We start from the raw sequence: 24,713 nt of genomic DNA on the forward strand, positions 1-24,713 counted from the left end.
TCAATCAAACATTTTCCAGGCTGTATAATGCAAGCTGCACCTTTTGAAAAAGAATACGATTTCGTAATTGTCGGAAGCGGGCTTGGTGGCCTGGCCTGCGCGCTCATTCTCGCAATGGAAAATTACAGCGTGATCGTGCTTGAAAAAAACCACCAGATCGGCGGGCATTTGCAGGTTTATAGTCGCGGCAAAAGCATTTTCGATACGGGCGTGCATTATGTGGGGAGTCTGGACAAAGGCGAAAACCTCTACCAGTTTTTCAAATACTTCGGCATTTTTGACCAGTTAAAAATGAAGCGGCTGGACGAAGAATTTGACGTGATCAGGTTTGAAGATGGATCAGAATACGCTTATGCACAGGGTTTCGAAGCATTCGCGGCCAAACTGATCTCTTATTTTCCGGACGAGGCAGAGGCAATCAACACGTATTGCGCAAAAATCCTTGAAGTATGCAGCAAGTTCCCGCTTTACAACCTGGAAACTTCTACGGAAGGCTATTACATGGAAAGTGAAATGCTGACCATTAATGCGCACGATTACATTGCCTCTCTGACAAATAATGCCAGGTTGAGGAACGTGCTCGCAGGCTCCAACCTGCTTTATGCCGGATCGCGCCACAAAACGCCATTTTACGTGCATGCACTGATCATGAAGAGCTACTTATCAGGCGCTTACAAATTTATCGACGGCGGATCACAGATTGCGATTCAGTTCAGCCGGGCGATCAGGCAGCGCGGCGGGCTGATTGTGAAACATAAAAAAGCAGTTTCAGCTAATTACCAAGACAATGGACTGGTGAAAGAGGTGGTGCTTGAAAATGGCGAGGTAGTAAGAGGTAAACAGTTCATTTCCAACGTACATCCTGCGGTTACTATCGATATTTTCGGAGAAGACCGGTTTCTGAATATTTATAAAAGCAGGATCCAGGGACTTGAAAATACAGTCTCTACTTTTCTGGTCCACGTTACCTTTCACGAAAAATCATTTAAATACCTCAACCACAATATTTATTTTCACGATACCGATAACGTTTGGGACACGGTTGACTACGAACAAGAGAACTGGCCGCAGACAAGCTTTATCTGTACGCCCTATATTTCCAAAACAGGCGAGTATGCAGATTCAATGTCTATTATGACCTACATGCGGGCTTCCGAAACTGCAAAGTGGGAGGAAACGTTCAGTACGATTGCGGAGCCGGGGCAGCGTGACGAGGAATATAAAGCATTCAAAAGGCAGAAGGAGGAGCAGGTTGTAAATAAGATAGAGTCGGTATTTCCGGGGATAAAAAGCAAGATCAAAGCGGTGCACAGCGCTACTCCGCTCACTTTCCGCGACTATATCGGCAATAAAGACGGATCTATGTACGGTATTATGAAAGATTCCGTTTCACCAGCCAGAACACAGATCAATACAAAAACCAAAATACCAAACCTGCACCTGACGGGCCAGAATATTTCGTTGCACGGGATACTGGGGGTTACTGTAAGTGCATTTATAACCTGCTTCCCATTTGTAGATAAAGAGAAACTCATTCAAAAAGTAAAAAACGCGTGATCATGCAAACAGTTGATGTGGTAGTCATAGGAGCCGGCCCGGCCGGAACGGTAGCAGCTTCGTACTTAAAGAAAAAGGGCTACGATGTCACAATCCTTGAAAAAGAAAAATTTCCCCGCTTTCAGATAGGCGAAAGCCTGCTTCCATGCTGCATGGAGCACCTCGACGAGTCGGGGCTGCTGGATGCGGTGCGCGAGCGGCATTTCCAAAAGAAAACCGGTGCAGCTTTTATGCGGGGAGACAAGCGCTGCGAGTTCTTTTTTTCCGAACAGTTTACAAAAGGCTGGACGTGGACCTGGCAGGTGAAGCGTGCAGACTTCGACAGTACACTCGCAGAGGCGACCCGCGCCAAAGGCGTGGATGTCAATTTTGAATGTGAGGTACTCAGCGTCGAATGCAGCGCAGACAAGCAGGTGCTGGAATACAAAGATGCAGAAGGCCATTTACATACCATTCAATGCCGCTTTATCATCGATTCGAGTGGATACGGGCGGGTTTTACCACGTTTGTTCGACCTGAGCAAACCCTCTGCATTCACACCGAGGGGAGCCATTTTCTCACATCTGGAAGACAAAAACCGGTCGGAAAAGGCGAGCAACAACATTTTTGTACATTCATTTGACAACAACAAATCCTGGATCTGGGCGATCCCTTTTTCTGACGGGTCTACGTCAGTGGGGATTGTGAGCGACAAAGAGAAGGTAATGGAGCTTGCAGAGAATGGCGGAGAGAAGTACAAGGATTTCATTCGCAACTTCGAAGACCTGAGAGGCAGGTTCCAGGATTCGGAATTCAAGTTTGAGCCGCGGCATATTTTGGGATACTCCGTTGGTGTTAAGTCGATGTTTGGCGAAGGTTTTGTGCTTTCCGGAAACAGTACCGAATTTTTAGACCCGATATTCTCCTCCGGCGTGACATTCGCAACAGCATCCGGCTTGCTTTCAGCGAAAATGACAGACCGGCATTTACAGGGCGAGAAAGTGGATTGGAAAAATGAGTACGAGCGCGTGGTGCAGCGTGGAATTGATGTGTTCAGAAGCTACGTTACCGGCTGGTATAGCGGTGATTTCCAAACCATTGTATTTGCAAGCGAAATCGAGGATGATATCAAACACCAGATCTGCTCTGTGCTGGCAGGTTACGTTTGGGACCAGTCAAATCCCTTTGTCAAGAAACACGATACCATTCTTCCAACGCTGGCGAAGGTGATCAGAATGAAGGAAAGAGCGGCTGGCTTAGCTAGCTCCTAAGAGGATGAGCCCGTGCTGCAATCCTTTGAAATGATTATAGATGAGGATATTACGGGGCTCCTTTTCTTCTGAAAAAGCATATTTGCATTGGTCGGGAAGCTTTTTCCCGGCCAGCATTTGTACGCCGAGCCAGGTTGCAAATGCCGAGGCAGTCGGATAATCTCCCACAAAGTTTTTGTAAGAATAACAATTACTCCCGCCGAATAGCTTTTCACGCATGCCTGTGTAAAGATAATCCGTGCGGCTATCGCCACTAATCCCGATAAACAGCGTGTCGATATCCTCCGGTGTTAGTCCGTTTTTTGCAAGAAAAGATTGAATGCGGTCATGCAGGCCACTCTCGGGAAGGTAGCTGGTTTGGTCCACATCAACGATCCTGGCAATGCTCTCCGCAGACCTGCTCTCTTCCATAACAAACATCACCGCTCCTTCACCATTCACCGAACCTGGTGTGTTGGAAGTAAATAACTCCTCGGATGTGAAATCTCCTTTCTTGAAAGAGCCGCCAAGTGAGTCAATATTATGATTATAGTCTGAAATTTCCTCAACTGTACCCACCAGTAATCTCTCTGCCCTCCCCTCCTGTAAAAGCATCCAGGCGTCGAGCAATGCAGCTTCGAATGCAAGCCCGTTGTGAACGTGCGTGGTATTATAGCCCGTAATCTTGCTCATCAGGGCGAGGTTCCCTGCTACTGCATTGGGTGTGCTTTGAACAAAATTCGTCGGAGTAAGTGTCCCTTCATTGTAGTCGACGATCTGGTTGAGGAATTTGAGACAATCTTCCAGCCCGCCGTTTGCAGTTCCCAGAATGATACCGTCAACCGGCGTTTCCTTAATCAAAGGCAGCCCCGCTCCTACGCCCATTCTGATCGCCTTGCCCATTCTCCGCAATAACCCTGCTGGTATGAGGCCATTATATTCGGGTTCAATCGCCTGGTACCGGATGCCTTTGTAAGATGCTACGTCGCCTTCCAGAAAACCATTGTCGAAAGTGCGTTGCGGCGAAATGCAGGCTGATTGCTTAATGTACATTCTAAAAATAACGATGTGTTGCCCGATGCACTAAGCTAGCTGTGCTCCGGCGATAAATTTTTGTATCAGAGCTGCGTATTCCGCCAGCTCCTTTTTTTCTTGCTCCTCAGTCCACTCCAATTCCCGTGCCATCAGGCTGGCAACAATGGGCAGTACATTCAATGTTTCTTTCCAATTAGTAATTTCCATTCTGACGCGCCTTGCCAGGAAATCCCGGAGTGTTACCGCCATTTCAGTTCTTACCGCGTAAACAATCTCCGCTTTCACATAAGGGTATTCCGGGCTCAGCTTCTCAGCGAGTGCTGCATTATCCCGCGCAATGGCCGCGACCTTACCAGCCCGACTTCCATATTTGGACACAAGGTGCCGCGCAACTTCCTCCGACAAAGCAAAGTCCGCATTGAGCTTCTTCCACGATTCCGGATCGAAATGCTCTCCGCCTGCGAGGATATGTGCGTCGGTAATACAAGGTTTTTGTTGGGAGAAAATAGCGTCGGCCTCGTCAATTGTATCTTTTGCCATTAACCTGTAAGTGGTCCACTTTCCTCCCAGCAGACTTAGCAAGCCTGTTTTTTCATCCAGTTCGATTTCATGGTCGCGAACGAGGCTCTTGGTAGACTTACCCGGATCGGCAGATAGCAATGGCCGCAAGCCGCCAAAGCCTGAGCGTAGTTCACTAAGCTCGACGGGTTTCGCCAGGTAAGGGTTCAATGTGGCTGCCAGGTATTGTTTTTCCTCCTCATTGAGCATCGGCTCTTCCGACACTTTGCTGTACTCTGTGTCCGTAGTCCCGATCATCGTAGCGCCTTCGAAGGGTATCGCAAAAACAACCCGGCCGTCGGACGTTTTCGGGATCAGCATGGCATATTCGCTGTTCAGGGTCTTGGCAGGCAACATCACATGCACGCCCTTACTCGGCCTGAGCCTTTCCGGAAGTGCAGGATTTGCGAGCAATCTGATATGGTCCGCGAATGGTCCGGTGCAATTTATAAAGAGCTTTGCTTTGATCGTATAGCTATTTCCTGACCTGGTATCCACCAAGTTTACCGCGCTCAGCTTCCCGGATTCATTTTTAACAAACCCGTTAACTTCCATATAGTTAGCCACAGCCGCGCCCTGCTCGGAGGCCGACTGTACAATCGCAAGGCAGTAACGCGCATCATCCAGCTGGCCGTCGTAATAAAGTACGCCGCTATGCAGCTTTTTTGGATCAAGCGTAGGAATTTTGGCGAGAACCTCCTTTTTGCTCAGCCATTTACTCTTGGGGAGGGTATCGTTGATCGCAAATGCATCGTAGAGCTGCAAACCGATTTTGAAATAAAGACCTTCAAACCAGGAACTAACGGGCGTCATCAATGCAAGCGGACGCGCCAGGTGCGGTGCATTTTTCAAGACAATATGCCGCTCTTCCAATCCGTGGCGGACTTGTTTGAGCTGCGCGAAATCCAGTTTCTTGAATGCTTGTTCCAGGTAGCGTACACCGCCGTGGATCAGTTTGGTGGAGCGGGAAGAGGTTTCGGAAGCGAAATCCTTTTTGTCTATCAATGCTACTTTATAGCCCCGTAATACTGCGTCGAGCGCACAACCTGCACCACTTGCGCCCGCTCCGATGATACAAATATCAAACTCTTCATTATTAAATCTTGTGAGCGAATCAGGGCGGTTCATTGAGCAGGAGTAACAGCGTCGGCGTTGGTGGTGATGTTTGCAAAAGTACGAAGTTGGGGCTTAAAACAAATGCTGCGCAACATTTGATCTGGCGACGTACTTGGTATAATAATTGCTCGTGACATTAGAATGAGGTTAGAGACATTCTCTCCTGTAATCAATTACTCACTTTTAAACTCGAAATCATGGGTCTATTTTCATTTCTCAAAGGATCAGGAGAAAAGGTATTCAAAAACGAAACTGCCGCTGTGCCGGCTCCTGAAGTTGAACCGCTGCGCGCAAGTGCATTACTTGCTCACGTTAAAGCACTTGGACTTTCCTATAAAAGTCTGACTGTAAAAACCTCGGGTGATACTGTAACTTTGGAAGGGGAAGTAGCAAATCAGGAAGATGCCGAGAAAATTGCCCTGGCTGTGGGAAATGTAGAGGGAGTGCAGGTGGTAGACAACCGGTTGAAGGTAGCGACACCATCCAAAGAAGCTTCTTATCACACTGTTGAAAAAGGTGACACACTTTCCAAGATCGCGCAGACAGTTTACGGCGATATGATGAAATACCCCATTATATTCGAAGCCAACAAACCCATGTTGACTCACCCAGACAAGATATATCCAGGACAGGTATTGAGGATTCCGGCGGTTTAGCAACTCAGCATTCCCGGTATCGGCTTTCAGCAGTCAGCTTTCGGCTTTTTTTGAGGGCAGTTTGGAAAAAGGCCTGATAGCTGGCAGCCAATTCCAGCCAAAAAAAGTCGATTGCCGTAAGCCGACAGCCGAAGTAATAAAAAATGGAAAAAGGCAGCCTTTCGAGCTGCCTTTTTCCATTTTACCAATTTCCACTTAATCTTCCGCTGCAATTACATTCAGGGAAACTTTGTGTTTTACTTCTTTGTGAAGATCGATAGTCGCAGAGTAAGTACCAATTGACTTTACATCGTCAACAGTAATTTTCTTACGATCGATATCAAATCCTTTTGCTTTCAGGATATCTGCAACCTGAGTATTGGTTACACGGCCGAAAATACGTCCGCTTTCCCCTACTACAGTTTTGATGTCAATTGTCATATCGCCAATTGCCGATGCGATATCTTCTGCATCTTTTTTCAATTTCTCTGCTTTGTGAGCAGCCTGACGTACGTTTTCCGTAACGATTTTGCGGTTAGACGTATTAGCCAGCAGCGCAAATCCCTGAGGAATAAGGTAATTACGACCGTAACCTGCTTTCACAGTCACGATATCGTTCTTATAACCTACTCCTGCTATATCAGTTAAAAGTATGATTTCCATTGTTTGTAGCTCTTTACTGTATTATTTCAATTGGTCAGCAACAAATGGCAGAAGGGCCAAGTGGCGTGCTCTTTTAATCGCCTGAGATACTTTGCGCTGATATTTCAGGCTTGTTCCTGTCAAACGACGTGGCAAAATTTTACCTTGTTCGTTTACAAGTTTCAGCAAAAAGTCAGGATTCTTGTAGTCGATATATTTGATACCAGCTTTTTTGAAGCGGCAATATTTTTTACGGTTAATGTTCTTTTCAACCGGTTCGTTAACTAGTGACATAGCTTATGCGTTTTCGGTTTTAGATTCAGTAGATTCTTCTCTTTTCTTACCTACCAGTCCTTTGCGTTTTTTCTCGTTGTAAGCAATTGAGTGCTTATCAAGGACGATAGTCATAAAGCGCAGGATACGCTCGTCACGACGGAATTCAGTTTCCAAAACATCTACCACGTTTCCTTCATTTGCAGTGTATTCCACTACATGATAGAAACCAGAGTTTTTCTTTTGGATGGGGTAGGCCAGCTTGCGCAATCCCCAGTTCTCTTCATGTACAATCGACGCACCGTTAGAGGTAAGGATTGTAGTGAATTTTTCAACGGCGTCCTTTGCCTGGGCCTCAGACAAAATGGGAGTTAGAATGAACACCGTTTCATACTGTTTAGACATACGGTAATTTGTTAGTATTTATAAAAGTAAAAAACCCTCACTTTGGTTTGAAGCCAAAATGAGGGTGCAAAAATAGGGTTTGTAAACCGAAATTCCAAACCTTGAACGTGATCATCTATAAGTTACAGCCGGATCTCACTTGACAGTGAAATCACCCTGCCCTATTTTGAAGCCTTCGCTGTAAAGTTCAATCGCATATTTCCCGTCTTTAAGCGGAATGCCGCCTCTTCCGTAAAAAATATCGACCGACTGATTGGTATTGTTAAATGGAACGACTTGGGACGAGCTGTAAATCAACTCTTTTCCATTATGTACAAATGAACCGGAGCCCGTTGCCATATCGGAAAGTACAGCTCCATCGGGATCTAGAATACGAAGGTAAATTTCCTTTTCATTCTGCTTCGCAACCGGATTTTCAGCCAGCTTGAAGTTAATGCGCAGTTTATCAATGCGTTTCGCCTTGTATTTACCACCTTCGCGCTCTTTGCCTTTTGCCGAAACTGCATTCACTGTAAGTGCCTCCGCCTTCAAAGCAGATGCCAGGTTTACTTTCTCGCTCAACTCCCTGTTTTGCGCAGAGTAGTTGGTAACTGAATCTGCAAGCTGCTGTTTTTCACTTTCCAAACCTGTCAGCTGCTGGCTGAGCTGCTCATTCTTGTTATTGGCAATACCCAGTTCCTCTCTCAGTTTGGCAATTTCACCATCTTTTTCAAGCAAAACTGACTCGTAACCTCTGATCTTCTTATTATAGGTTGCAGCAGAATAGGTACCCGCATTTTTAAGTTCCTGTTTGTCTTTTTCGAGCTGCGCCTTCAATGCTACCAGCGAATCAACACTACCTCCAAGTTTCTGGATCTCCGCTATTTTTACATCCAGCTCAGCAGAAATGGAATCCAGCTTTGTTTTGATGGACAACACCTCCTCCGTTTTGGCAGTAATAATCTCATCCTTCGCCTGGTTTTCCTGTTTTTCGTGGTAAATGAAATAAACGAGCACTAAATTGAGGATCAGCAATACTGCCAGAGCGGCCCATAAAAGTGTCTTTCTGTCTTGCTTTTGTTCCTGGTTATAGTCCATACAGAAGGTTTAATTTTGAATTTAGTTGGTAAAAGAAATATGTTTTTTTCAATTTTGAAATATGTCTACATCTTATTTCTGGCCGCGATTTTTCAAACCGCTACTTTAAAACATTAACATTCAAAAATTTAGCTTCTGCTCATGTCTTCAATTGCCGATAACATTGCCCGTATTGAAAAAGGATTAAAACAGGAAAACGGTTACCAGGCCAGACTGATCGCAGTTACAAAAACCAAGCCTGAGTCACTTCTCCTGGAAGCTTACGAAGCTGGCTGCAAACGGTTTGGCGAAAACAAAGTCCAGGAGATGGTGGGCAAATACGAGGCACTCCCAAAAGACATTGAATGGCACATGATCGGGCACTTGCAATCCAATAAGGTCAAATATATGGCGCCATTTGTTTCGCTGATCCATTCGATAGATAGTTTCAAGCTATTGAAAGAAGTAAACAAGGAAGCTGCCAAAAACAATCGTGTGATCGATTGTCTGCTTCAAATATTCATAGCCAGCGAGGAAACCAAGTTCGGTTTGTCACCCGAGGAAGCCGAAGAGATCCTGACTGCACCGGAACTGACTTCCTTACAAAACATCCGCATTGCCGGGTTAATGGGAATGGCGTCAAACACGGAGAACGAAGAAGTGATTAGGGCAGAATTCCGCGGCCTTAAAACTCTGTTCGAATCATTTAAAAAATTCAGCAGCGACCAGGTACAAATGCGCGAACTCTCCATGGGTATGAGCGGCGACTACCTGATCGCGGTGGAAGAAGGAAGCACACTGGTACGTGTGGGCAGCGCCATTTTCGGCTCACGCTAACCTGCTTTCGGCGGAGGCTTTGTCGAGCACTTCCTGCACTTTCTCTTTCACAAATTCAAAGGTAAGATCGCAGCAAGGCAGGTTGGGCTGTCTCACCAGCATCACATTTTCGCCTCTGCCGTACTTACCTGAGTAAGGATTATAGTTCAAAAAGTTATTCAAAGCGCCCATCAGGATCATGCCGAATGTACCCGATGCATTCGCCAGGTGAGAAGGCCCGCTATCGAGACCAATGAAGAACTGCGCCCGGCGAATTACCTCCGCAGTCTCTAAAATAGATAACTGCCCGCAAAGGCTGCGGTATGCATTTGTTTTGGTTGTCAAGCTACTCGCCATTCCAACTTCGACGATCTGATAATCATAGCTTTCTGCAAGCCAGTTAACAAGCATATCCCAACGCTCGGAAGGCCAGTCTTTGGGTTTGTAGTTGGATTGGCAATGCAATACTATGTAACGGTCTGCCAGACCAAGACCATCGACCTTGCTTCTATGCTTATCCTGCAAATACAATCTCGGATGATCATCAGCCGGAAATGTTGATTTAGGCGGGATCAGATCTCCCGTTTGCGCAAAAACTTCCAGCAGGTTGCCGTAGTCGAAATAGTTGAAGATGGTAATATCGCGCCGCACTGCAACGGGATTGTCAATAAAAACCTGGCATTTGGGACAGTGATTATTGTTACTGAATTGCAGCTCTATGACTTTGTCGAACACATTACCCGCAAGTAAAGTCTGCCGCTGGGTAACGCAAAACTCAGGGAATACTTCGTTGATCTCGGGATTAACAGCAATCAGCTCCTGAAATACGGGCTTTACAAACCAGACAATGTACGCATCGGGATGCAGCGAGCGGACATAGCGGGATATGGGCTCGGCCGCAATAATGTCGCCAAAATGTTCGGTACGTATGATGGCAATCAGCTGTTTACCAGGCGCTAATTTCTTCTTAACCGACTCGAAATGCCGCCTGGCCTGGTAGCCTTTCAAACGGGCTTCAAAAATGTGGGAGTATTTGTGATAGCGGTGTGTCCAAAGCTGGATAAAGCGTTCTAAGGTCATTTGAGTAGCTTGTAAGCGATCCGCGGCTTGTGGTAAAACCGCGTTTTCCTGAGCTGCAATATAATAAAATTGAAATAAACCGTTGGTTGCACTTTCGTCAGCGGTTAACTTTACCCCTTCCATTATATCCCATTTCTATGAAATTTATGATACAGGCAGGCGGAATCCTGGGTGCGCTGGCAGTGGCACTCGGCGCATTCGGAGCACATGCATTAAAAGGAATGCTGGAAGCTTCCGGCCGGTCCGAAACCTTTGAAACTGCGGTTAAATACCAGTTTTATCACGCCATTGCAATGGTACTGGTTGGTTTGCTGATGCAACGTGCAGGCGCAGATGCTATCAAGCTGCTCGGCTGGTCAGGTAATGCATTCGCGATCGGCGTGATCATTTTTTCCGGCTCATTATACGCGATCTGCTTCACAGGTATCACCAAATTCGGCGCAACCGCCCCCATAGGCGGACTGGCCTTAATAGCAGGCTGGGTTTTATTGATTTTGGCAGCAGGGAAGTTGTAGGGAGGGAATTTTGAATGATTACCCCCTAGCCCCTCGACAACGTAAACGGCCGTTGCGCGTCTATTTTCAAAAATATAAACAGCAATATGGAGAACGACCATAGTGACGAGCCTCCGTAGCTGAAAAACGGCAGTGGTATCCCGATAACCGGCATGAGCCCGATTGTCATGCCGACATTGACCATAAAGTGAAAGAATATAATCCCGGCAACGCAGTACCCGTACACTCTTGCAAAACGGCTGCGTTGCCGCTCTGCCAACACAACAAGCCTGGAAATCAGGCACACGAACAGGAATACTACCACGGCGGTGCCCACAAAACCGTGCTCCTCTCCCACTGTACAGAAAATGAAGTCAGTGCTTTGTTCAGGGACAAAATCAAATTTCGTTTGTGTTCCCTGTAAAAATCCTTTTCCCGTAAACCCGCCCGAACCGATCGCGATCTTGGATTGAATTACGTTCCAGCCAATACCGCGCGGATCTGAATCCGGATCGAGCAGTACCATAATCCTGCCCCGCTGGTGCTTTTGAAGCACGTTATTCATGAAGAAATCGACACCGAAAACAATCCCGATCATCACCAATGCAATTACAATGGTAGCCCACAGCCCGCCCCGGCGCCGGGTCATAACCGGCATCAGCCAGATCACCAAACCAGCAATTACGACGATCGCCGCAGCGATATACCATTTCACAAAAAGCAATGTAATGATCAGCAAAGCCGCCATCACCATTCCGATTGCCGGGATAAAACCAGGCATTCCTTCGCGATAGAGTACGATGGCAAACGAAGCAAATACCAGCATGGAACCTGTTTCATTAGACAACAGAATCAGGAATGCAGGCAAAGCAATGATCCCCAGGATCGGATAATAATCTTTCAGTTTCCTGGAAAGGCTGATCGCAGGGTCACTCAGATACTTCGAAATGGCGAGGCTGACTGCAAGTTTGGAAAACTCGGCAGGTTGTAACGAAAACGCGCCGATCTTGATCCAGGAGCGGGACCCATTGATATTGGAACCCGCGAAAAGTACCAGTATCAACAGGACAATGACGACCGCGTAGATGATGAACGAGAAAGTTTCGTAGAATTTGTAATCAATCACCAATATACAGATGATCAGCAAAGCGGCGGTACCAATCCACATCAGCTGCTTTCCGGCATTGTTGGACAAGTCGAACATGCTGGTCCTGACTTCCGGATTATAAACAGCCGCATAGATATTCACCCAGCCGATCAGCAGGCACGCAATGTAGATCAGGACAACCATCCAGTCTACATTCTTGGTGATGGGTTTATTCTCAGGCATGTATCGGGTATGTGAACAGGTGAATCCTTTTCAGGGGAAATTATGGGTTAACTGCCACAGGCTTGTTTTGGGCAGAAGGTTTTTCAGGCGCTGGTTTTTTCTTGGTAGTGTCCGCAGGAATTGGCTTTTTCTGACCGGGCAGCACAACTTTGCTCATAAAGTCTGCCTTGAACATTCTTTCTTCCAAGGCCTTGTTGGTAACTTTTCTTGTCAGGTATTTCTCAATCACAAGGTTAGCAATCGGCGCAGCCGCCGAGCCACCAGCTCCCGCATACTCCACGAAAACCGCAATGGCAATTTTGGGATCATCTACCGGCGCGAATGCAATGAAGATGGAGCTATCGTCGCCGCGCTTGTTTTGGGAAGTACCCGTTTTTCCGGCAATGGTAATTCCCTCTACACGCGACCGGCGAGCAGTACCGCCTTCCACCGCTCCGACCATACCTTCAATCACGGGATCAAAATTGTGCGGATCTACTCCGCTGTCATGCCTTTCGAGGAACTCGGGTTTAACAAACTTCTTGTCACCTATCCCGTGGATTACGTGGGGAGTATAGTAATAACCGCGGTTGGCAATTATAGCCGCTACATTGGCCATTTTCAACGGAGTGATAAGCAATTCTCCTTCTCCAATACTTAAAGAATAGATATTGGAGAATTTCCAGCGGTACTCGCCGTAAAACCGGTCATAATATTTCTTGTCCGGCAGGTTTCCCTTGTATTCGCTAGGCAGGTCAATTCCCAGACGCTGGCCAATCCCAAATTTGCTGATTGCGTCGTGCCAGGCGTCAAGCCCCACAGCCGAGGCGCGGAAAGTGTTTGATATATTGTTTTTATAAATCAGTCGGCGGAATACATTGTAGAAGTAAGGATTGCAGGAATGCATTACTCCCAATGCGACGGTTCCGGTAGCCGGGTGATTATGGCAACCCATAGGACAATTGGCATGGGTAAATCCACTTCCGGGTGTGATCACGCCTTCCTGTAAACCAATCAGCGCCTGGATCAGCTTGAAAGTCGAACCCGGACGGTAGCTCGCCATGACCGGTCTGTTGAAAAGCGGCTTGTAAGGATTTCGGGCGAGTGCCGCGAAGTTTTTGGAAAAATACCTGCTTGCAAGGATATTGGGGTCATAAGTAGGCGCAGAAACCATTGTAATGATCTGCCCGGTTTTTGGCTCAATGGCCACAACGCTGCCTACCTTGTTGACCATCAGACTATCCGCATACTGCTGGATTTCCAGATCTATTCCGGTGTATAAATTTTCTCCCGCCACAGCCATCGTGTCCAGCTCTCCGTTTTTCCAGGGGCCTTTATACACGCCGCTTACATTCTGCATCACGAATTTCGTCCCCCGTTTACCGCGCAGCTCATTTTCATAAATCTTCTCAATCCCGCTCTGACCAATGTAGTCACTCTGGCGATAGTAAGGCTCTTCCTGCTTTTCCAGCTGCGATTTGGTGATTTCACTCACATAGCCGAGTGTATTGGCGAGTGTTGGCGCTGTATAAGTCCGCAGGGAGCTTTTGGCAAACTCAAATCCTGAATAATCGACCATAACGTCCTGAATAGACGCAAAGTCCTCCTTGGAAAGCTGCCTCAGAAAAAGCGATGGTTTGTTACGGCTATATGCACTGGCCGCCGCCATTAAGCTGTCAAAATCCCTTCTTTCAATCCCCAGAACCTGACAAAGACGGAGCGTGTCTTCCACTCTTGCCTTATTGGGCGTCACAAGCAAGTCGTAAACGGGCGTGTTATATACGATCAGCTTTCCGTACCGATCATAGATCTGGCCGCGGAAAGGAATTTCTATTACTCTTTTGATGGAATTACTCGACGATTCAATGGAATAACTTTCGTCGAGAACTTGTAGGTAGAAGAGCCGAAATAAGTATATTAAACCTACTAATGAGAAAAATCCAATAATTACAAATCGACGATTTTCAAGCATTCTGCACTATATATTCCGGTTCTCTATTTTCACACGAAGTTCGTCATATCATCACACATATCAAAGTCGTCTATTCGCCTTTTGCAACAACCATAATCACAGATTCTTTATCGATTACAACAGCTCCTTCCGGCAGTCCTTTGGGTTTTCTCACGTACTTTTTCGGTGTGTAAATTACCGGGCAAAGCGAGTCGTTTTTGCGTTTGGAATAGAATGCGGCCAATTCTGCCGCGCGCTCGATCACAGGTGCCGGAAACGTTTTTCCGGATTGGTTTTTGATGACCACGTGCGCCCCTGTTACGTCTTTTGCGTGCAGCCAGAGATCTTCCTTCGAGGCATATTGCTTCGTCAGCACATCATTGTTCTTCGCATTCCTGCCAACCAGAATCGTGTAACCCATAAAGTCGATGCGTTTGAACAACTCGCTGACGGGCACTTCCACTTTCTTGCTGTCGAGTTGATGGGCTTTGATATAAGTCCTCAATTCCCTCAACGAATCAAACGCTTCTATATTTCTCAAATGTTCATCCAACTCCCCGCGTTCTTTTTCCCTGAATGCGAGACTGTCATTAAGCCGGGCGATCTCAATCTTCTCGTTTTTTGCCTTCCTGTAATAATTCTCCGCATTCTTTTGAGCTGAAAGTTCCTTTTTCAGCTTAATACGGATCGGGGCTTCCCGGTAAAAATCAAAGAGCTCTACGAGCTCGGCGCGCTCAGGGATCGTGTGCAAATTGGCCATGATGATATTCCCGATCTCGTCGTTTTTAACGGCACTTTCCAGCTCGACCAGCTTCTGAAATGTATTTTCAAGATAGTTGTCTGTCTGCTGCATGCGCTTCCGAAGTACCCTGATCCATTCCGCTCGTTCTCGCTCAATTCCGCTCAGGCGGATGTAGGAAATATAAAAAGCATTCAACGCCAAAACAGGATCGGTAAATCGCTGCATCAGCTCTCCGGTTTCAATCAGCGACAGCACAGGCTCCCCATCCACTTTTGCCAGGAAAAAGTGCGGAGATTCAAGTTCTTGCAATGCGCCCTGAATTACCTTCCAGCGTGACTCTGCTGCCTCAATCCCATTCAATTTTTCGGCTAAATATGCATTAACCAGTTTACCAAAAGTCGGGAACAATGACTTGTGATCCAGCCCGTTCCTGACATATGCCGGAAATGACTGGTCTATCCGGCGGTCAAGCGCAGCGATGTTCAGCGATTTGTCCGTAGCCAGTTTATTGTTAAAAAGCTGCATTACATTCCCTGACTCATCAAATGAAATCAGGTTAGAGCGGTTACCAAAAAGCTTGAATACCAATGCATTTCCCGCTTCAAACCAGATTTGAAAAGCGCGTTCATTTTCAAAAACGCGTACGTGATCTATCTTTTGAGATTTGAAATCGGTAAACAGATTGACCGAATTCTTGCGGGCGCGATCGAACCTGTCGGGAAAGCTGAGGCAGGCGAAGCGGGAAGTAAGAGTGGCTTTGATGAAAAAAGGAGATAACAAAGTCTCATCCTGCGCGGATTCCGCAAAAACAAGGATCAGCTCATCCTTCTCCTGACTGAATGCTTCGATAAAGTATTTCCCCGCCAGTTCCTGATGAAGCCTGGCAGCGAGTTGTTTCAAAAAGTAATAATTCTGATGCACGGTATTTTTGGTAAGATCGCAAAAGTAGGGAGAATGGAGGAAGGAGGAAGGTGAAGAAGTGATTTTGTTGCAATGTCCCGACTGCGTACCTAAGCCTTTGACTATTTGGATAACTGATGTTTCAATTTACAATCTGTTTTTTCTATAAACAGGGGGCTCCGCAGGAGCCCCATTCATTGATCCGCAATTTCTCATAACGGCTGCCTCCCCGGGAGCCCGTCCCAGGAGACGATACCTTGTTCCGGAGGAACACCCTGTTTATAGAAAAAACAGCATCGTGGAAGTTGAACTCCGGAGGAGTTTCCTGTTTCGGATTGCTGGCGGATAGGTGGAACCTACGTTTGTAACTAAAATCAATATTGACCAATAACCAAAAAAAGAGAAGCTCTCCGGATCCGGAGAGCTTCTTCCACAATACTACTACACTTAAAAATTAATGCGCTACCGAAGTGTCCACTTTCCCTTTGCCGCTTTTGGTCCAGAGTACGAATGGGACACATATCAGGAAAAGAACTCCCAGGTAAAGAAACACATCCATATATGACATGACCTGCGCCTGTTTCGATATGGTAAAATCAAGAATTTTGTACCCGCTTTTCAGCGCAATATCGGACGTCATTCCCTTGGCCATAAATGAATGCTGTAATCCTTCCACCCGCTGCTGAACAGCCGGGTTATTCACATCCAGCTTGCTAACCAGATCATTCCGGTGCAGCATATTCTGGCGTGCGATGAAAGTCGTGATCACTGCTACCCCGAATGAACCGCCGAGCTGGCGCATCATTCCTGTAAAAGCGGCGCCTTCGCCAATTTCCCGTCCTTTTAGTGTTGACAATGCAAGTGTCGTAATCGGAACAAACAACAGTCCCAATCCGATCCCGCGTACGATCAGCATGTTAAAGAATGCATCTGATCCGGTATCAGGAGTGAGTACGAGGTATCCCCAATAACTGTAAATGAAGAAGAATATCATCCCGATCGCGACCAGGTACTGCTGCTTCACACCGCGTTGCAGCAGCTGTCCTACCACGGGCATCATCATCGCAGTCACGATAGCTGCGGGTACCATGAGCATCCCCGACTGAGTGGCCGTCCAGCCCAATGTAGCCTGGGTATAAAGCGGGATAATGAATGTAGATCCATATAAGCCGAAGCCCAGGATAAACGAAAGAATAGTCCCCACACGCAGGTTTCCATTCGACAAGACCCGCAGGTTCACGATTGGATTCTTGTAGGTAAGCTCACGCCAGATAAAGAAAAAGAATGCAAAAACGGTGGTAATAGAAAGTATCAGGATAATTTCATCATTAAACCAATCTTCCTCCTGCCCTTTTTCCAAAACATACTGTAAAGAACCTACTGCAACCGCCAGGAAAATAATCCCCCACCAGTCGATCTCGCTGCTGCTTTTCTTTTCAGCGAACCTCGGGCTTCTTACATATTGCAGCGTAAGCATTGCTGCTATAATCCCCAGCGGGATGTTGATGTAAAAAATGTAAGGCCAGCTGTAATTGTCTACAATATAACCTCCAAGCGGCGGGCCCAAAGTTGGCCCCACGATCACACCCAGTCCGTAAATGGCTTGCGCGATACCGCGTTTTTCCGGTGGATAGCTTTCGGTGATCAGCGTTTGTGCAGTTACCAGCAAAGCTCCGCCGCCAAATCCCTGTATCAGCCTGAAAAATACCAGCTCCCAGATATTGTTTGCATTACCGCAAAGAAACGAGGCCACCGTAAAGATGATAATCGACGCTGCAAAGTAGTTTCTGCGGCCAAACTGCTGCGAAAGCCAGCTGGTCATCGGTACAATGATCACGTTACCGATTGCGTAAGCGGTAATTACCCAGCTTACTTCGGACAATGTACCACCAAGGTTACCGCGCATATCGTTCAGGGCTACGTTGACGATCGTCGTGTCAACGATTTCCAGAAGCGCACACAGCACAGCGGTAATGGTGATAATCACCCTTCTATACCCGTATTCTACGAGCGATTCCTGTAATTCCATCCTGATTGATGTTCAAGATTATCAATTGAGTACCTTAATCCAGCTCTACATCCACGAACACGTTCATGCCCGGGCGCAGTTGGGAAATAACCTTATCGTCAGCCTTCGCAAATTCAATGCGGACCGGCAGACGCTGCACTACCTTCACGAAGTTACCACTCGCATTATCAGGAGGAAGCAATGCAAAGCGGGCGCCCGTAGCAGGTGAGAAAGAAGCTACGGTTGCTTCAAATTCATGCTCAGGATAAGCGTCCACGTGTACCCGTACTTTCTGGCCAAGCTTCATTCTGGTCAGCTGTGTTTCCTTGAAGTTGGCAACAACCCAGGGTTCTTCTGTTGAAATAATGCTGAACAATGACTGACCAGCTTGCAGATACTGTCCAACCTGCGCATTCACTTTTGAAACACGGCCCGCACTGGGCGCGGTGATAACCGTATATGAAAGGTTCAACTCGGCATTCGCAATCTCCGCCTGGCGAGCTTTGATGTTCGCATTGGCTACCTGGGTCTGACGAGAAGTTGCGCTTGTTTGTTTTCCGGCTGCTTTCGCCTGACGCTCTGCCGCATTCTTTTGTGCTACCAATACAGCGAGGGCACGTTCCGCTTTTTGCTTCGTCGCCGAGGCTTGTTCAAATTCCTGTTGTGTGATCGAATGGTCTTTGATCAGGTTTTCATAACGTGCATAATCCTGATTGGCTCTCCATACATTTACTTTGGCTTCCTCAATCTGCGCCTCTACAATGGAGATATTGGCCTCATAAGTAATGCCGCTTGCAGCAGTCGCGCTTGTTGTTGCATTCGCTACAACCAGGCTTCCCTCCGACCCTGCCAGCGCAGCTTTCGCCTGTTCCAGTCTGATCAGCTGATCGCGGTTATCGAGTACGATCAGCGTATCTCCTTTTTTTACTTCCTGGTTGTCTTTTACCTTAATTTCTGTCACATATCCCGATGTCCTGGGAATAACAGGACTGATGTTCGCATCGATCTGCGCATCGTCTGTTTCTTCGTGGTGCAATCCGTGGTTGTACTTGGTAAATCCCCAGGTCCCCCCGGCAATGATCAACACGGCAAGAATGATCATAAAGCGGTTGCTCTTCTTTTTCGGTGTGGTTTCTTCGGCTTCCATTATTTTAGTTTTGAATGATTGGATGATTTTTTTTCTATGGAGGAAAGGGAGGAGGGAGGAAAGGGACGAGGGATTCGCATTTCTTGTATAATTAATTTAATTCCTCCTTCCTCCCCTTCCTCCCTTTCTTCCCTTTCTTCCCTTTCCTCCTTCTACTGAATTACACCCGCCGTCTGTTCGAGGCGCTTGAATGCGACGATCGCATCGGCCTTGGCGGCTTCGTAGTTGATCTGGGATTGGACTTGCGCCACGTCGGCGTCGAGGAGTTCGGTAGTTGTTACCAAACTGTTATCATATTTATTTTTTGTTATTCGATAATTTTCACTCGCTTGCTCCACTGCCTTTGCGTACACATCTATTTTTCTTTTGCTCAAAACATAGTTGTAATAAGCAGTATTGACTTCCAGGTGAATGCGGTCCAGCAGTATTTCCTCGTTGGTCCGCAACTGATAAGCGTGGGTGCGGGCCTGGGCTATTTTCGATCCTGATTTCCAGAGTGAGGCCACATCGTACCTGATTCCAATACCTGCGTTCACTGCATTCGGGATCACCGCCACGCCGGGAATGTTGAGTGCCACATAACCTGCTGTTAATGCAATGCTCGGGTAAAAGTCCGACTTGGCACCTTTGATATCGATGTTAACCGCCTTCTGGCGAATGGTATTGGCAGCGATATCTTTTCGGTTTGTCAAAGCCTTTTGTTCCCAATCGCCTACATTACCTTCTTCCTGCAACTGGATAAAGCTGGCAGAATCAGCAAGCAGGGACGTATTCTCGGGTAAGCCGAGCAGCAGGTCCATATTGATCGTGGTTACTTTAAGATCATTCTCCGCATCCAGCAGGGTCAGCTCTACATTGGATTCCTGCAGTTTGGCTTTCATGAGGTCGTTTCTGGCCAGCATTCCGTTTTTCTCACGGTTGGTAAACTCCTCTACACGCTGCTTTTCTCTCAGCAAGTTCTCGGCAACGAGGTCCACCGATTTTTTTGCTTTGTAAAGATTGCTGTACGCTGCAATCGTATTTTGGATCACCGCTTCCCGGTCGCCTTCCGCATCCAGCTTGGCGGCTTCTTCCAGGTAGTGAGCAGATTGCAGTCCGTACTTGAACTTAAATCCCGAAAACAGCGGCAATGCCGCGCTCGCCATTCCGTACATCGCCTGGTGAACTTCCGGCGTAGCTGATCCCTGTGCCGTACTATCGCTGGTACTTGGCCTGAATTTCAGGTTGATGTTCGGTGTATTTACGCGCAGGTAAGAACCCGAAATACTAAAACTTGGAAGCTGGTTTTCCTTGATCTGGCGGATACTGAGACCGGCAAGATCTACATTGGTCTGACTTAATTTAAGCTGCTTGCTGTTTTTAAGGCTCATTTCAATGGCCTCTTCCAGGGTGATCGTGCGTGCAGTCTGAGCAAATGCCTGGCTATTTGATGCGAGCCAGAACACGCCGGCTGCCAACCAAATCATTCTCCTAATTTTGATTGTGGTGTTCATTAGTTACTGTCGATTTAAATAAACTTTTTAGGTGCTGGCTCAATTTGCCTTTCAGGTGGTTCAAAAATTCAGCCTGGTCCATGTGTTCCAGGTTGTTGATCTTTTTGTAAAAATCCTGGGAGGCAATGGCGTAATTGACTGTCCCGTACAGGGTTGTTGTCATCAGGCTCATATCAATATCATCGCGAAAAACACCGGCTGCCTGCCCCTCGCGGATCAGCTGCTGCATCAGTTCGATATTTCTCATTTTCAAGTTCATGATATGTTCAGAGATCGCTGCATTCCGTTCCGATGAAAGCGTTTCCCGCATCATGATGTTGTGAAAACACTGGTTACCGGTAAGCCTGTCTATCACACTGTCGATCAACAAATTGATCTTCTGCATTGGTACAAGCTCCGCATTCGTAATGAGTGTTTCCAGCCGCGACCTGGATTCCGTCATCCTGATTTGAAACAAGGCTTCTATCAACTTTTCCTTTGATCCGAAATAATAGGAGATCATCGATACGTTCACGTCCGCTGCCTGGGCGATGTCGCGTACCGAAGTACCCGCAAAACCCTTCTGAGCGAATAGCCGCTCAGCCACTTCTATAATCTGTATTTGTTTAGCGTTGTATTCCATTTGTTTAGCTTCACCGGCAGAGTTTTGATTATCCCGCCTGCCGATGACCTTACAAAATTACCCGATCACAAAGCAAAATTCAAACGATCGTTTGAATATATCAAACAAACGTTTGAATCGTTGCATCATTTATTGATTTAATACCATTAAAATTTTTTAATATTGAGATTAAAGTGAGGCAACTTCTTGCGCCTGGTTTTTGTCATGTACTGGCATTCTTTATTCCCAATCACCCTATCTTTTTGTTCGTCCTGCTTATGAAGCCACATTTTACCAGCAAGCTTCTGCTTATCGTGTTATTCATTTTCATCTTCAAACCAGCTTATTCCCAGAAACTTCCACCTGCGTGCGGCACCAGCGATTCTGCCACCGGCGCTGTTCTTGCAAAGTATGCCATGCTGAAAGACCTCACCCGCGCACGGACCAGCGTCGGTGAAAAACTGGAATACAGGCTTGCACTGGATGTCAATTATGAAACTTACCTGATTTACAATGGCGATAAAGAACGGATTACCCGGGAGGCATACCGGTTCATACAGGCTGCTTCGGATATTTTCGAGCGGGAGATCAATGTAAAACTGACTGTCAGTTTTATCTACATCTGGGACAAGCGTGAACCCTACGTCCTGAATGAAGATTTTGATTACTTCAACAATGTGCTGAACTACTGGACTACAAACCGGTTTGAAGAAAGGGACGCCGTCGTAAGCCTGTCATGCAGAGGCGGCTGGTTTTATGGCGGCTACCGGATGTGCAGCTCTAACTTTCCTACACCTGGCAACAACACCAACATTGATGTAGACCTGCTTGCGCACGAACTCGGGCATACACTCGGCTCACCGCACACCCATAGCTGCAGCTGGCCGGGCGGACCGATAGACCGCTGCACGCTGGTAGAGGGCGCGCCTTACGAATGTCCCGACGGCGGATACACCGAATATGTAAATGGGTCGATTATGTCCTATTGCAGGAGCGTCCTCACCTTTCATCCGCTCTGCCGCAGCCTGATGCGCGACTACGCGGAGGGTAAAGTCATTCCGGATTTTAAGCTGGGCGCTTTCTCCGAAAAACCCGATAATGCGACTATCCTCACTTTGAATGAACCCGACCAGAATGCCGTTTCCAGCACACCTGCATTCAAATGGGAAGCGGCTAAACGCGCTGACCAATACCATTTCCAATCTGCTCGCGATCAATCGTTTACCCAAATCATTGAAGACGTTGTAACAAAACAAGCTTATATTCAGTCCAATGGGCTTGCTGAGGGAGTGTACTATGCACGGTACCGCCCTGAAAATGAGCTGGGTAATGGAAACTGGTCTGAATCGGTCCGCTTTTCAGTGCTGCCATTTTCAGATAATACATTACCTCCATTATTATCAGATATTAAACTAAGCAGCAATGGTAGTCTTTCGGGGTATTTTCAATGGTTCGCAGGTATCAGTTCCTATGAGATCCAGGTAAGGGATTTAGGTGAAAAGCCGATCGAGACGCAGGTTCTGACACCCACATCGAATGGCCGGCAATTTTTCATCTATCCTCAGAAATTGGATTGGTTCCGCAATTATGCAATCAGGATAAGGGTAAAAAAGAATGATATCTGGAGTAAATGGTCACAGGAAACCTTCACTTCGCCCGTATGGTACAATGAGCTTATGCAGCAATACCCGCAAAGCCGCATTTCCGCTTCCCCTATTCTCGCCAACATCTTCGACAAACGCGCACTTTATCCGGAATATGTAAAAAGCGACTTACAGGTTGCAACTGATGCCGACTTTAAAAATATCATCGCAAACGACTCGGTCAATTCCAATGGACTTAACTCCTGGTATACCACCAAAACGATCCACAGACCTGTTCTGGATGAAAACAAATACTACTTTGTACGCTCGCGGCTGCGCTGGAATACCTCTTCAATGACCGACTGGACAACCGGGCAACTCACAACGGGCTTCCGGGACCAGCGATTTGAATTCCTCGGGCTGGTATCTCCTAACCTGCAAAGCCTCAACTCTGCCCGTAGCGGAATCCCGATGATCAAATTTTTCAAAACGGCAGATAAGCTGTATGTACACGAGTGGTATAGCGGCTACTATGAAACCGGGGATTTGAAAGAATGGAAGGCAAATACACCCTCCACTTCCAGCGGCTATATCCCGACAACTATTGCCTATTTCGGTGCAGGCCAGAATGGAAATGTGTTCCTGATCGATGGCCAGAACAAGCTGATCGAACAATCGCGGCCAACTTACGAGTATTCAAGGTCGCCTCAGAAATTTTATCACTCACAAAACGGCACACTCCTGGTTTCCCAAAAAGACGGGATTTTCATGCGGTCAGACAACGCGGGCGTAGTGCGCTTCTTCAATGGAGAGTGGTTTTACTACGATCATACCACGCTCATGACCGATCGCGCGCTGGTGGTAGCTGCGGATCCCGACGGACAAATCTGGGCTTTGATGGATGGAGGAAATGTTTGGCGGTTTAACAATGGCTGGTCGCAGCATTCGTACATCCGGGATGCCCAGCTCGTTTCTGGGATTTCGTTTGACAATGATAAAAATGCGTATGCGTACGGAGAGTTCGGCGTTTTAAAATACAACTCTGGTTCCGGCGGTTGGGACCCGATTGAACAGCTGGCTTCCATTCCTGTTAAAAAAATCGTTTTTGATAAAGAAAACAGAATGTGGGCTGCCGCCTATAAACAATACGGGGCTGATATGATTTATCATGCGCTGATCAAATACAAAGAAGGACAGATCAATGTATATGCCGACGGACTTAATATCCTGCGGGAACCATTCGATGTCGAAGTTTTTAAAGACAAAGTCATACTTCTGACCAGCGGCGGCGAGCTGCACTCATTCGAGGAAAGCGCGATTCAGCGTTTTACGCCTAAGCCAGCCTACTGTACGGAAGATGAGCTTACCTCAACAATCACCTCTAACTCCTTCTTTTCAAAGGATAACAGGACATTGATCAGGTTTAAAAAAGAGGACAGTGCCTCCATTCTGTCTGTTCCGGCTAGCGTGGAGAGTAATGTGGTCCGCTTCAAAATACCCGATTCACTTGCCGCAGGATCTTATACCCTCCAAACAGTTACCACAAACCCGGCGATAGAAAGCAATGAAAGCGTTCCTTTTATGGTATACAAACCCGCGCCTGCATCAATCACACTTGCGGAAAACAGTGCATCGAAAGCATTACTGAAAGCAAATGAAGGCGAGGCGCTGACTTATCAATGGCAGTTTAACGGGAAAGATATCCCTGGTGCAACAGGGTCTACCTTTTCAGCTGTGGCCGCCGGCAATTACCAGGTTGTCGTAAGCAATGCGGGCGGATGCAGGTCACGATCGGCCGAGCTGGCGGTTTCTCTGGAGACTCCCTCAGGAATTACATTGCTTCAAAACACGCCGAATCCGGTGGTTTCTTCCACCGACATTTCATTTTACCTTCCGGAATCACAGGAAATTGAACTCGATGTTCTGAATGTACGCGGACAGGTAGTGCGCCAAGTTGAAAAAGGAAACAAGCAAAGTGGCTGGCATCTGGCAACCCTTGACGCCGCGCACCTGCCCTCTGGCGTTTACATTTACAGGCTGAAAGCAGGGACTGTTACCAGAACAGTCAAAATGGTACGTTGAT

The 24,713-nt window shown here is 47.0% G+C and carries 20 protein-coding genes; 6 read left to right on the forward strand and 14 right to left on the reverse strand.

The features are described 5' to 3' along the window. Nucleotides 1-27 precede the first annotated feature (27 nt). Both AC1XTG_RS03480 and AC1XTG_RS03485 read left to right on the forward strand, forming a co-directional pair. Nucleotides 28-1,557 carry a phytoene desaturase family protein gene (locus AC1XTG_RS03480; protein ID WP_484841037.1) on the forward strand — a complete coding sequence of 510 codons (1,530 nt, stop codon included), beginning with the start codon at nt 28-30 and terminating at the stop codon, nt 1,555-1,557. A gap of 2 nt (nt 1,558-1,559) precedes the next feature. Next, entirely contained in the window at nt 1,560-2,807 is a 1,248-nt protein-coding gene (locus AC1XTG_RS03485) for an NAD(P)/FAD-dependent oxidoreductase (protein ID WP_056286869.1), read from the forward strand. On the opposite strand, the gene AC1XTG_RS03490 is transcribed toward AC1XTG_RS03485, so the two are convergent. Together AC1XTG_RS03490 and AC1XTG_RS03495 are read right to left on the reverse strand one after the other, a co-directional pair. After that, the gene (locus tag AC1XTG_RS03490; protein WP_484841038.1) at nt 2,793-3,839 is read right to left on the reverse strand and encodes a beta-ketoacyl synthase chain length factor; all 1,047 of its coding nucleotides are present in this window, start codon (nt 3,837-3,839) and stop codon (nt 2,793-2,795) included. The two genes, AC1XTG_RS03485 and AC1XTG_RS03490, sit on opposite strands and share 15 nt — an antisense overlap. A gap of 30 nt (nt 3,840-3,869) precedes the next feature. Next, nucleotides 3,870-5,507, reverse strand: coding sequence for a glycerol-3-phosphate dehydrogenase/oxidase (locus AC1XTG_RS03495; protein WP_484841039.1), 1,638 nt, complete (start codon nt 5,505-5,507; stop codon nt 3,870-3,872). A gap of 185 nt (nt 5,508-5,692) precedes the next feature. Here AC1XTG_RS03495 and lysM point away from each other — a divergent pair, with 185 nt between their 5' ends. After that, nucleotides 5,693-6,151 carry a peptidoglycan-binding protein LysM gene (gene lysM, locus AC1XTG_RS03500; RefSeq protein WP_484841040.1) on the forward strand — a complete coding sequence of 153 codons (459 nt, stop codon included), beginning with the start codon at nt 5,693-5,695 and terminating at the stop codon, nt 6,149-6,151. 195 nt (nt 6,152-6,346) lie between these two features. Here the strand turns inward: lysM and rplI are convergent, their stop codons facing one another. The 4 genes from rplI to AC1XTG_RS03520 all read right to left on the reverse strand — a co-directional run bounded on the left by rplI (nt 6,347) and on the right by AC1XTG_RS03520 (nt 8,527). Next, nucleotides 6,347-6,793, reverse strand: coding sequence for a 50S ribosomal protein L9 (rplI, locus tag AC1XTG_RS03505; RefSeq protein WP_056286856.1), 447 nt, complete (start codon nt 6,791-6,793; stop codon nt 6,347-6,349). Nucleotides 6,794-6,814: 21 nt separating this feature from the next. Next, complete coding sequence (gene rpsR / locus AC1XTG_RS03510; RefSeq protein WP_015811483.1) at nt 6,815-7,066, reverse strand: 30S ribosomal protein S18; 252 nt, start codon at nt 7,064-7,066, stop codon at nt 6,815-6,817. 3 nt (nt 7,067-7,069) lie between these two features. After that, entirely contained in the window at nt 7,070-7,450 is a 381-nt protein-coding gene (gene rpsF / locus AC1XTG_RS03515) for a 30S ribosomal protein S6 (protein ID WP_031530093.1), read from the reverse strand. Nucleotides 7,451-7,585: 135 nt separating this feature from the next. Then, entirely contained in the window at nt 7,586-8,527 is a 942-nt protein-coding gene (locus tag AC1XTG_RS03520; protein ID WP_056286852.1) for a coiled-coil domain-containing protein, read from the reverse strand. Nucleotides 8,528-8,668: 141 nt separating this feature from the next. On the opposite strand from AC1XTG_RS03520, the gene AC1XTG_RS03525 reads away from it, so the two are divergent. Next, entirely contained in the window at nt 8,669-9,343 is a 675-nt protein-coding gene (locus AC1XTG_RS03525) for a YggS family pyridoxal phosphate-dependent enzyme (protein WP_056286849.1), read from the forward strand. Here AC1XTG_RS03525 and AC1XTG_RS03530 read toward each other — a convergent pair. Continuing rightward, a complete protein-coding gene (locus tag AC1XTG_RS03530; protein ID WP_484841041.1) occupies nt 9,335-10,402 on the reverse strand; it encodes a glycosyltransferase family 9 protein in 1,068 nt (355 codons plus the stop codon). The genes AC1XTG_RS03525 and AC1XTG_RS03530 overlap by 9 nt on opposite strands. Nucleotides 10,403-10,539: 137 nt before the next feature. Here AC1XTG_RS03530 and AC1XTG_RS03535 point away from each other — a divergent pair, with 137 nt between their 5' ends. Beyond that, on the forward strand, nt 10,540-10,917 hold the full coding sequence (locus AC1XTG_RS03535; protein ID WP_484841042.1) for a DUF423 domain-containing protein: 378 nt from the start codon (nt 10,540-10,542) through the stop codon (nt 10,915-10,917). A gap of 25 nt (nt 10,918-10,942) precedes the next feature. Here AC1XTG_RS03535 and rodA read toward each other — a convergent pair whose 3' ends face one another. The 7 genes from rodA to AC1XTG_RS03570 form a co-directional block, all read right to left on the reverse strand. Beyond that, complete coding sequence (gene rodA / locus AC1XTG_RS03540; RefSeq protein ID WP_484841043.1) at nt 10,943-12,226, reverse strand: rod shape-determining protein RodA; 1,284 nt, start codon at nt 12,224-12,226, stop codon at nt 10,943-10,945. Between the two features lie 40 nt (nt 12,227-12,266). Continuing rightward, nucleotides 12,267-14,177, reverse strand: a complete 1,911-nt coding sequence (mrdA, locus tag AC1XTG_RS03545) for a penicillin-binding protein 2 (RefSeq protein WP_484841044.1) — start codon at nt 14,175-14,177, stop codon at nt 12,267-12,269. A gap of 70 nt (nt 14,178-14,247) precedes the next feature. Continuing rightward, a complete protein-coding gene (locus AC1XTG_RS03550; RefSeq protein WP_484841045.1) occupies nt 14,248-15,798 on the reverse strand; it encodes an NFACT RNA binding domain-containing protein in 1,551 nt (516 codons plus the stop codon). A 454-nt stretch (nt 15,799-16,252) separates the two neighbouring features. Then, nucleotides 16,253-17,827 carry a DHA2 family efflux MFS transporter permease subunit gene (locus AC1XTG_RS03555; RefSeq protein ID WP_484841046.1) on the reverse strand — a complete coding sequence of 525 codons (1,575 nt, stop codon included), beginning with the start codon at nt 17,825-17,827 and terminating at the stop codon, nt 16,253-16,255. 34 nt (nt 17,828-17,861) lie between these two features. After that, nucleotides 17,862-18,953, reverse strand: a complete 1,092-nt coding sequence (locus AC1XTG_RS03560) for an HlyD family secretion protein (RefSeq protein ID WP_056286833.1) — start codon at nt 18,951-18,953, stop codon at nt 17,862-17,864. Between the two features lie 152 nt (nt 18,954-19,105). Then, complete coding sequence (locus AC1XTG_RS03565) at nt 19,106-20,419, reverse strand: TolC family protein (RefSeq protein ID WP_484841047.1); 1,314 nt, start codon at nt 20,417-20,419, stop codon at nt 19,106-19,108. A 4-nt stretch (nt 20,420-20,423) separates the two neighbouring features. Continuing rightward, nucleotides 20,424-21,068, reverse strand: a complete 645-nt coding sequence (locus AC1XTG_RS03570) for a TetR/AcrR family transcriptional regulator (RefSeq protein WP_056286831.1) — start codon at nt 21,066-21,068, stop codon at nt 20,424-20,426. 173 nt (nt 21,069-21,241) lie between these two features. Here AC1XTG_RS03570 and AC1XTG_RS03575 point away from each other — a divergent pair, with 173 nt between their 5' ends. Then, nucleotides 21,242-24,712 carry a M12 family metallo-peptidase gene (locus AC1XTG_RS03575; protein WP_484841048.1) on the forward strand — a complete coding sequence of 1,157 codons (3,471 nt, stop codon included), beginning with the start codon at nt 21,242-21,244 and terminating at the stop codon, nt 24,710-24,712. Nucleotide 24,713: the final 1 nt, after the last annotated feature.

Source organism: Dyadobacter sp. HNCC25DJ183 (assembly GCF_056895175.1).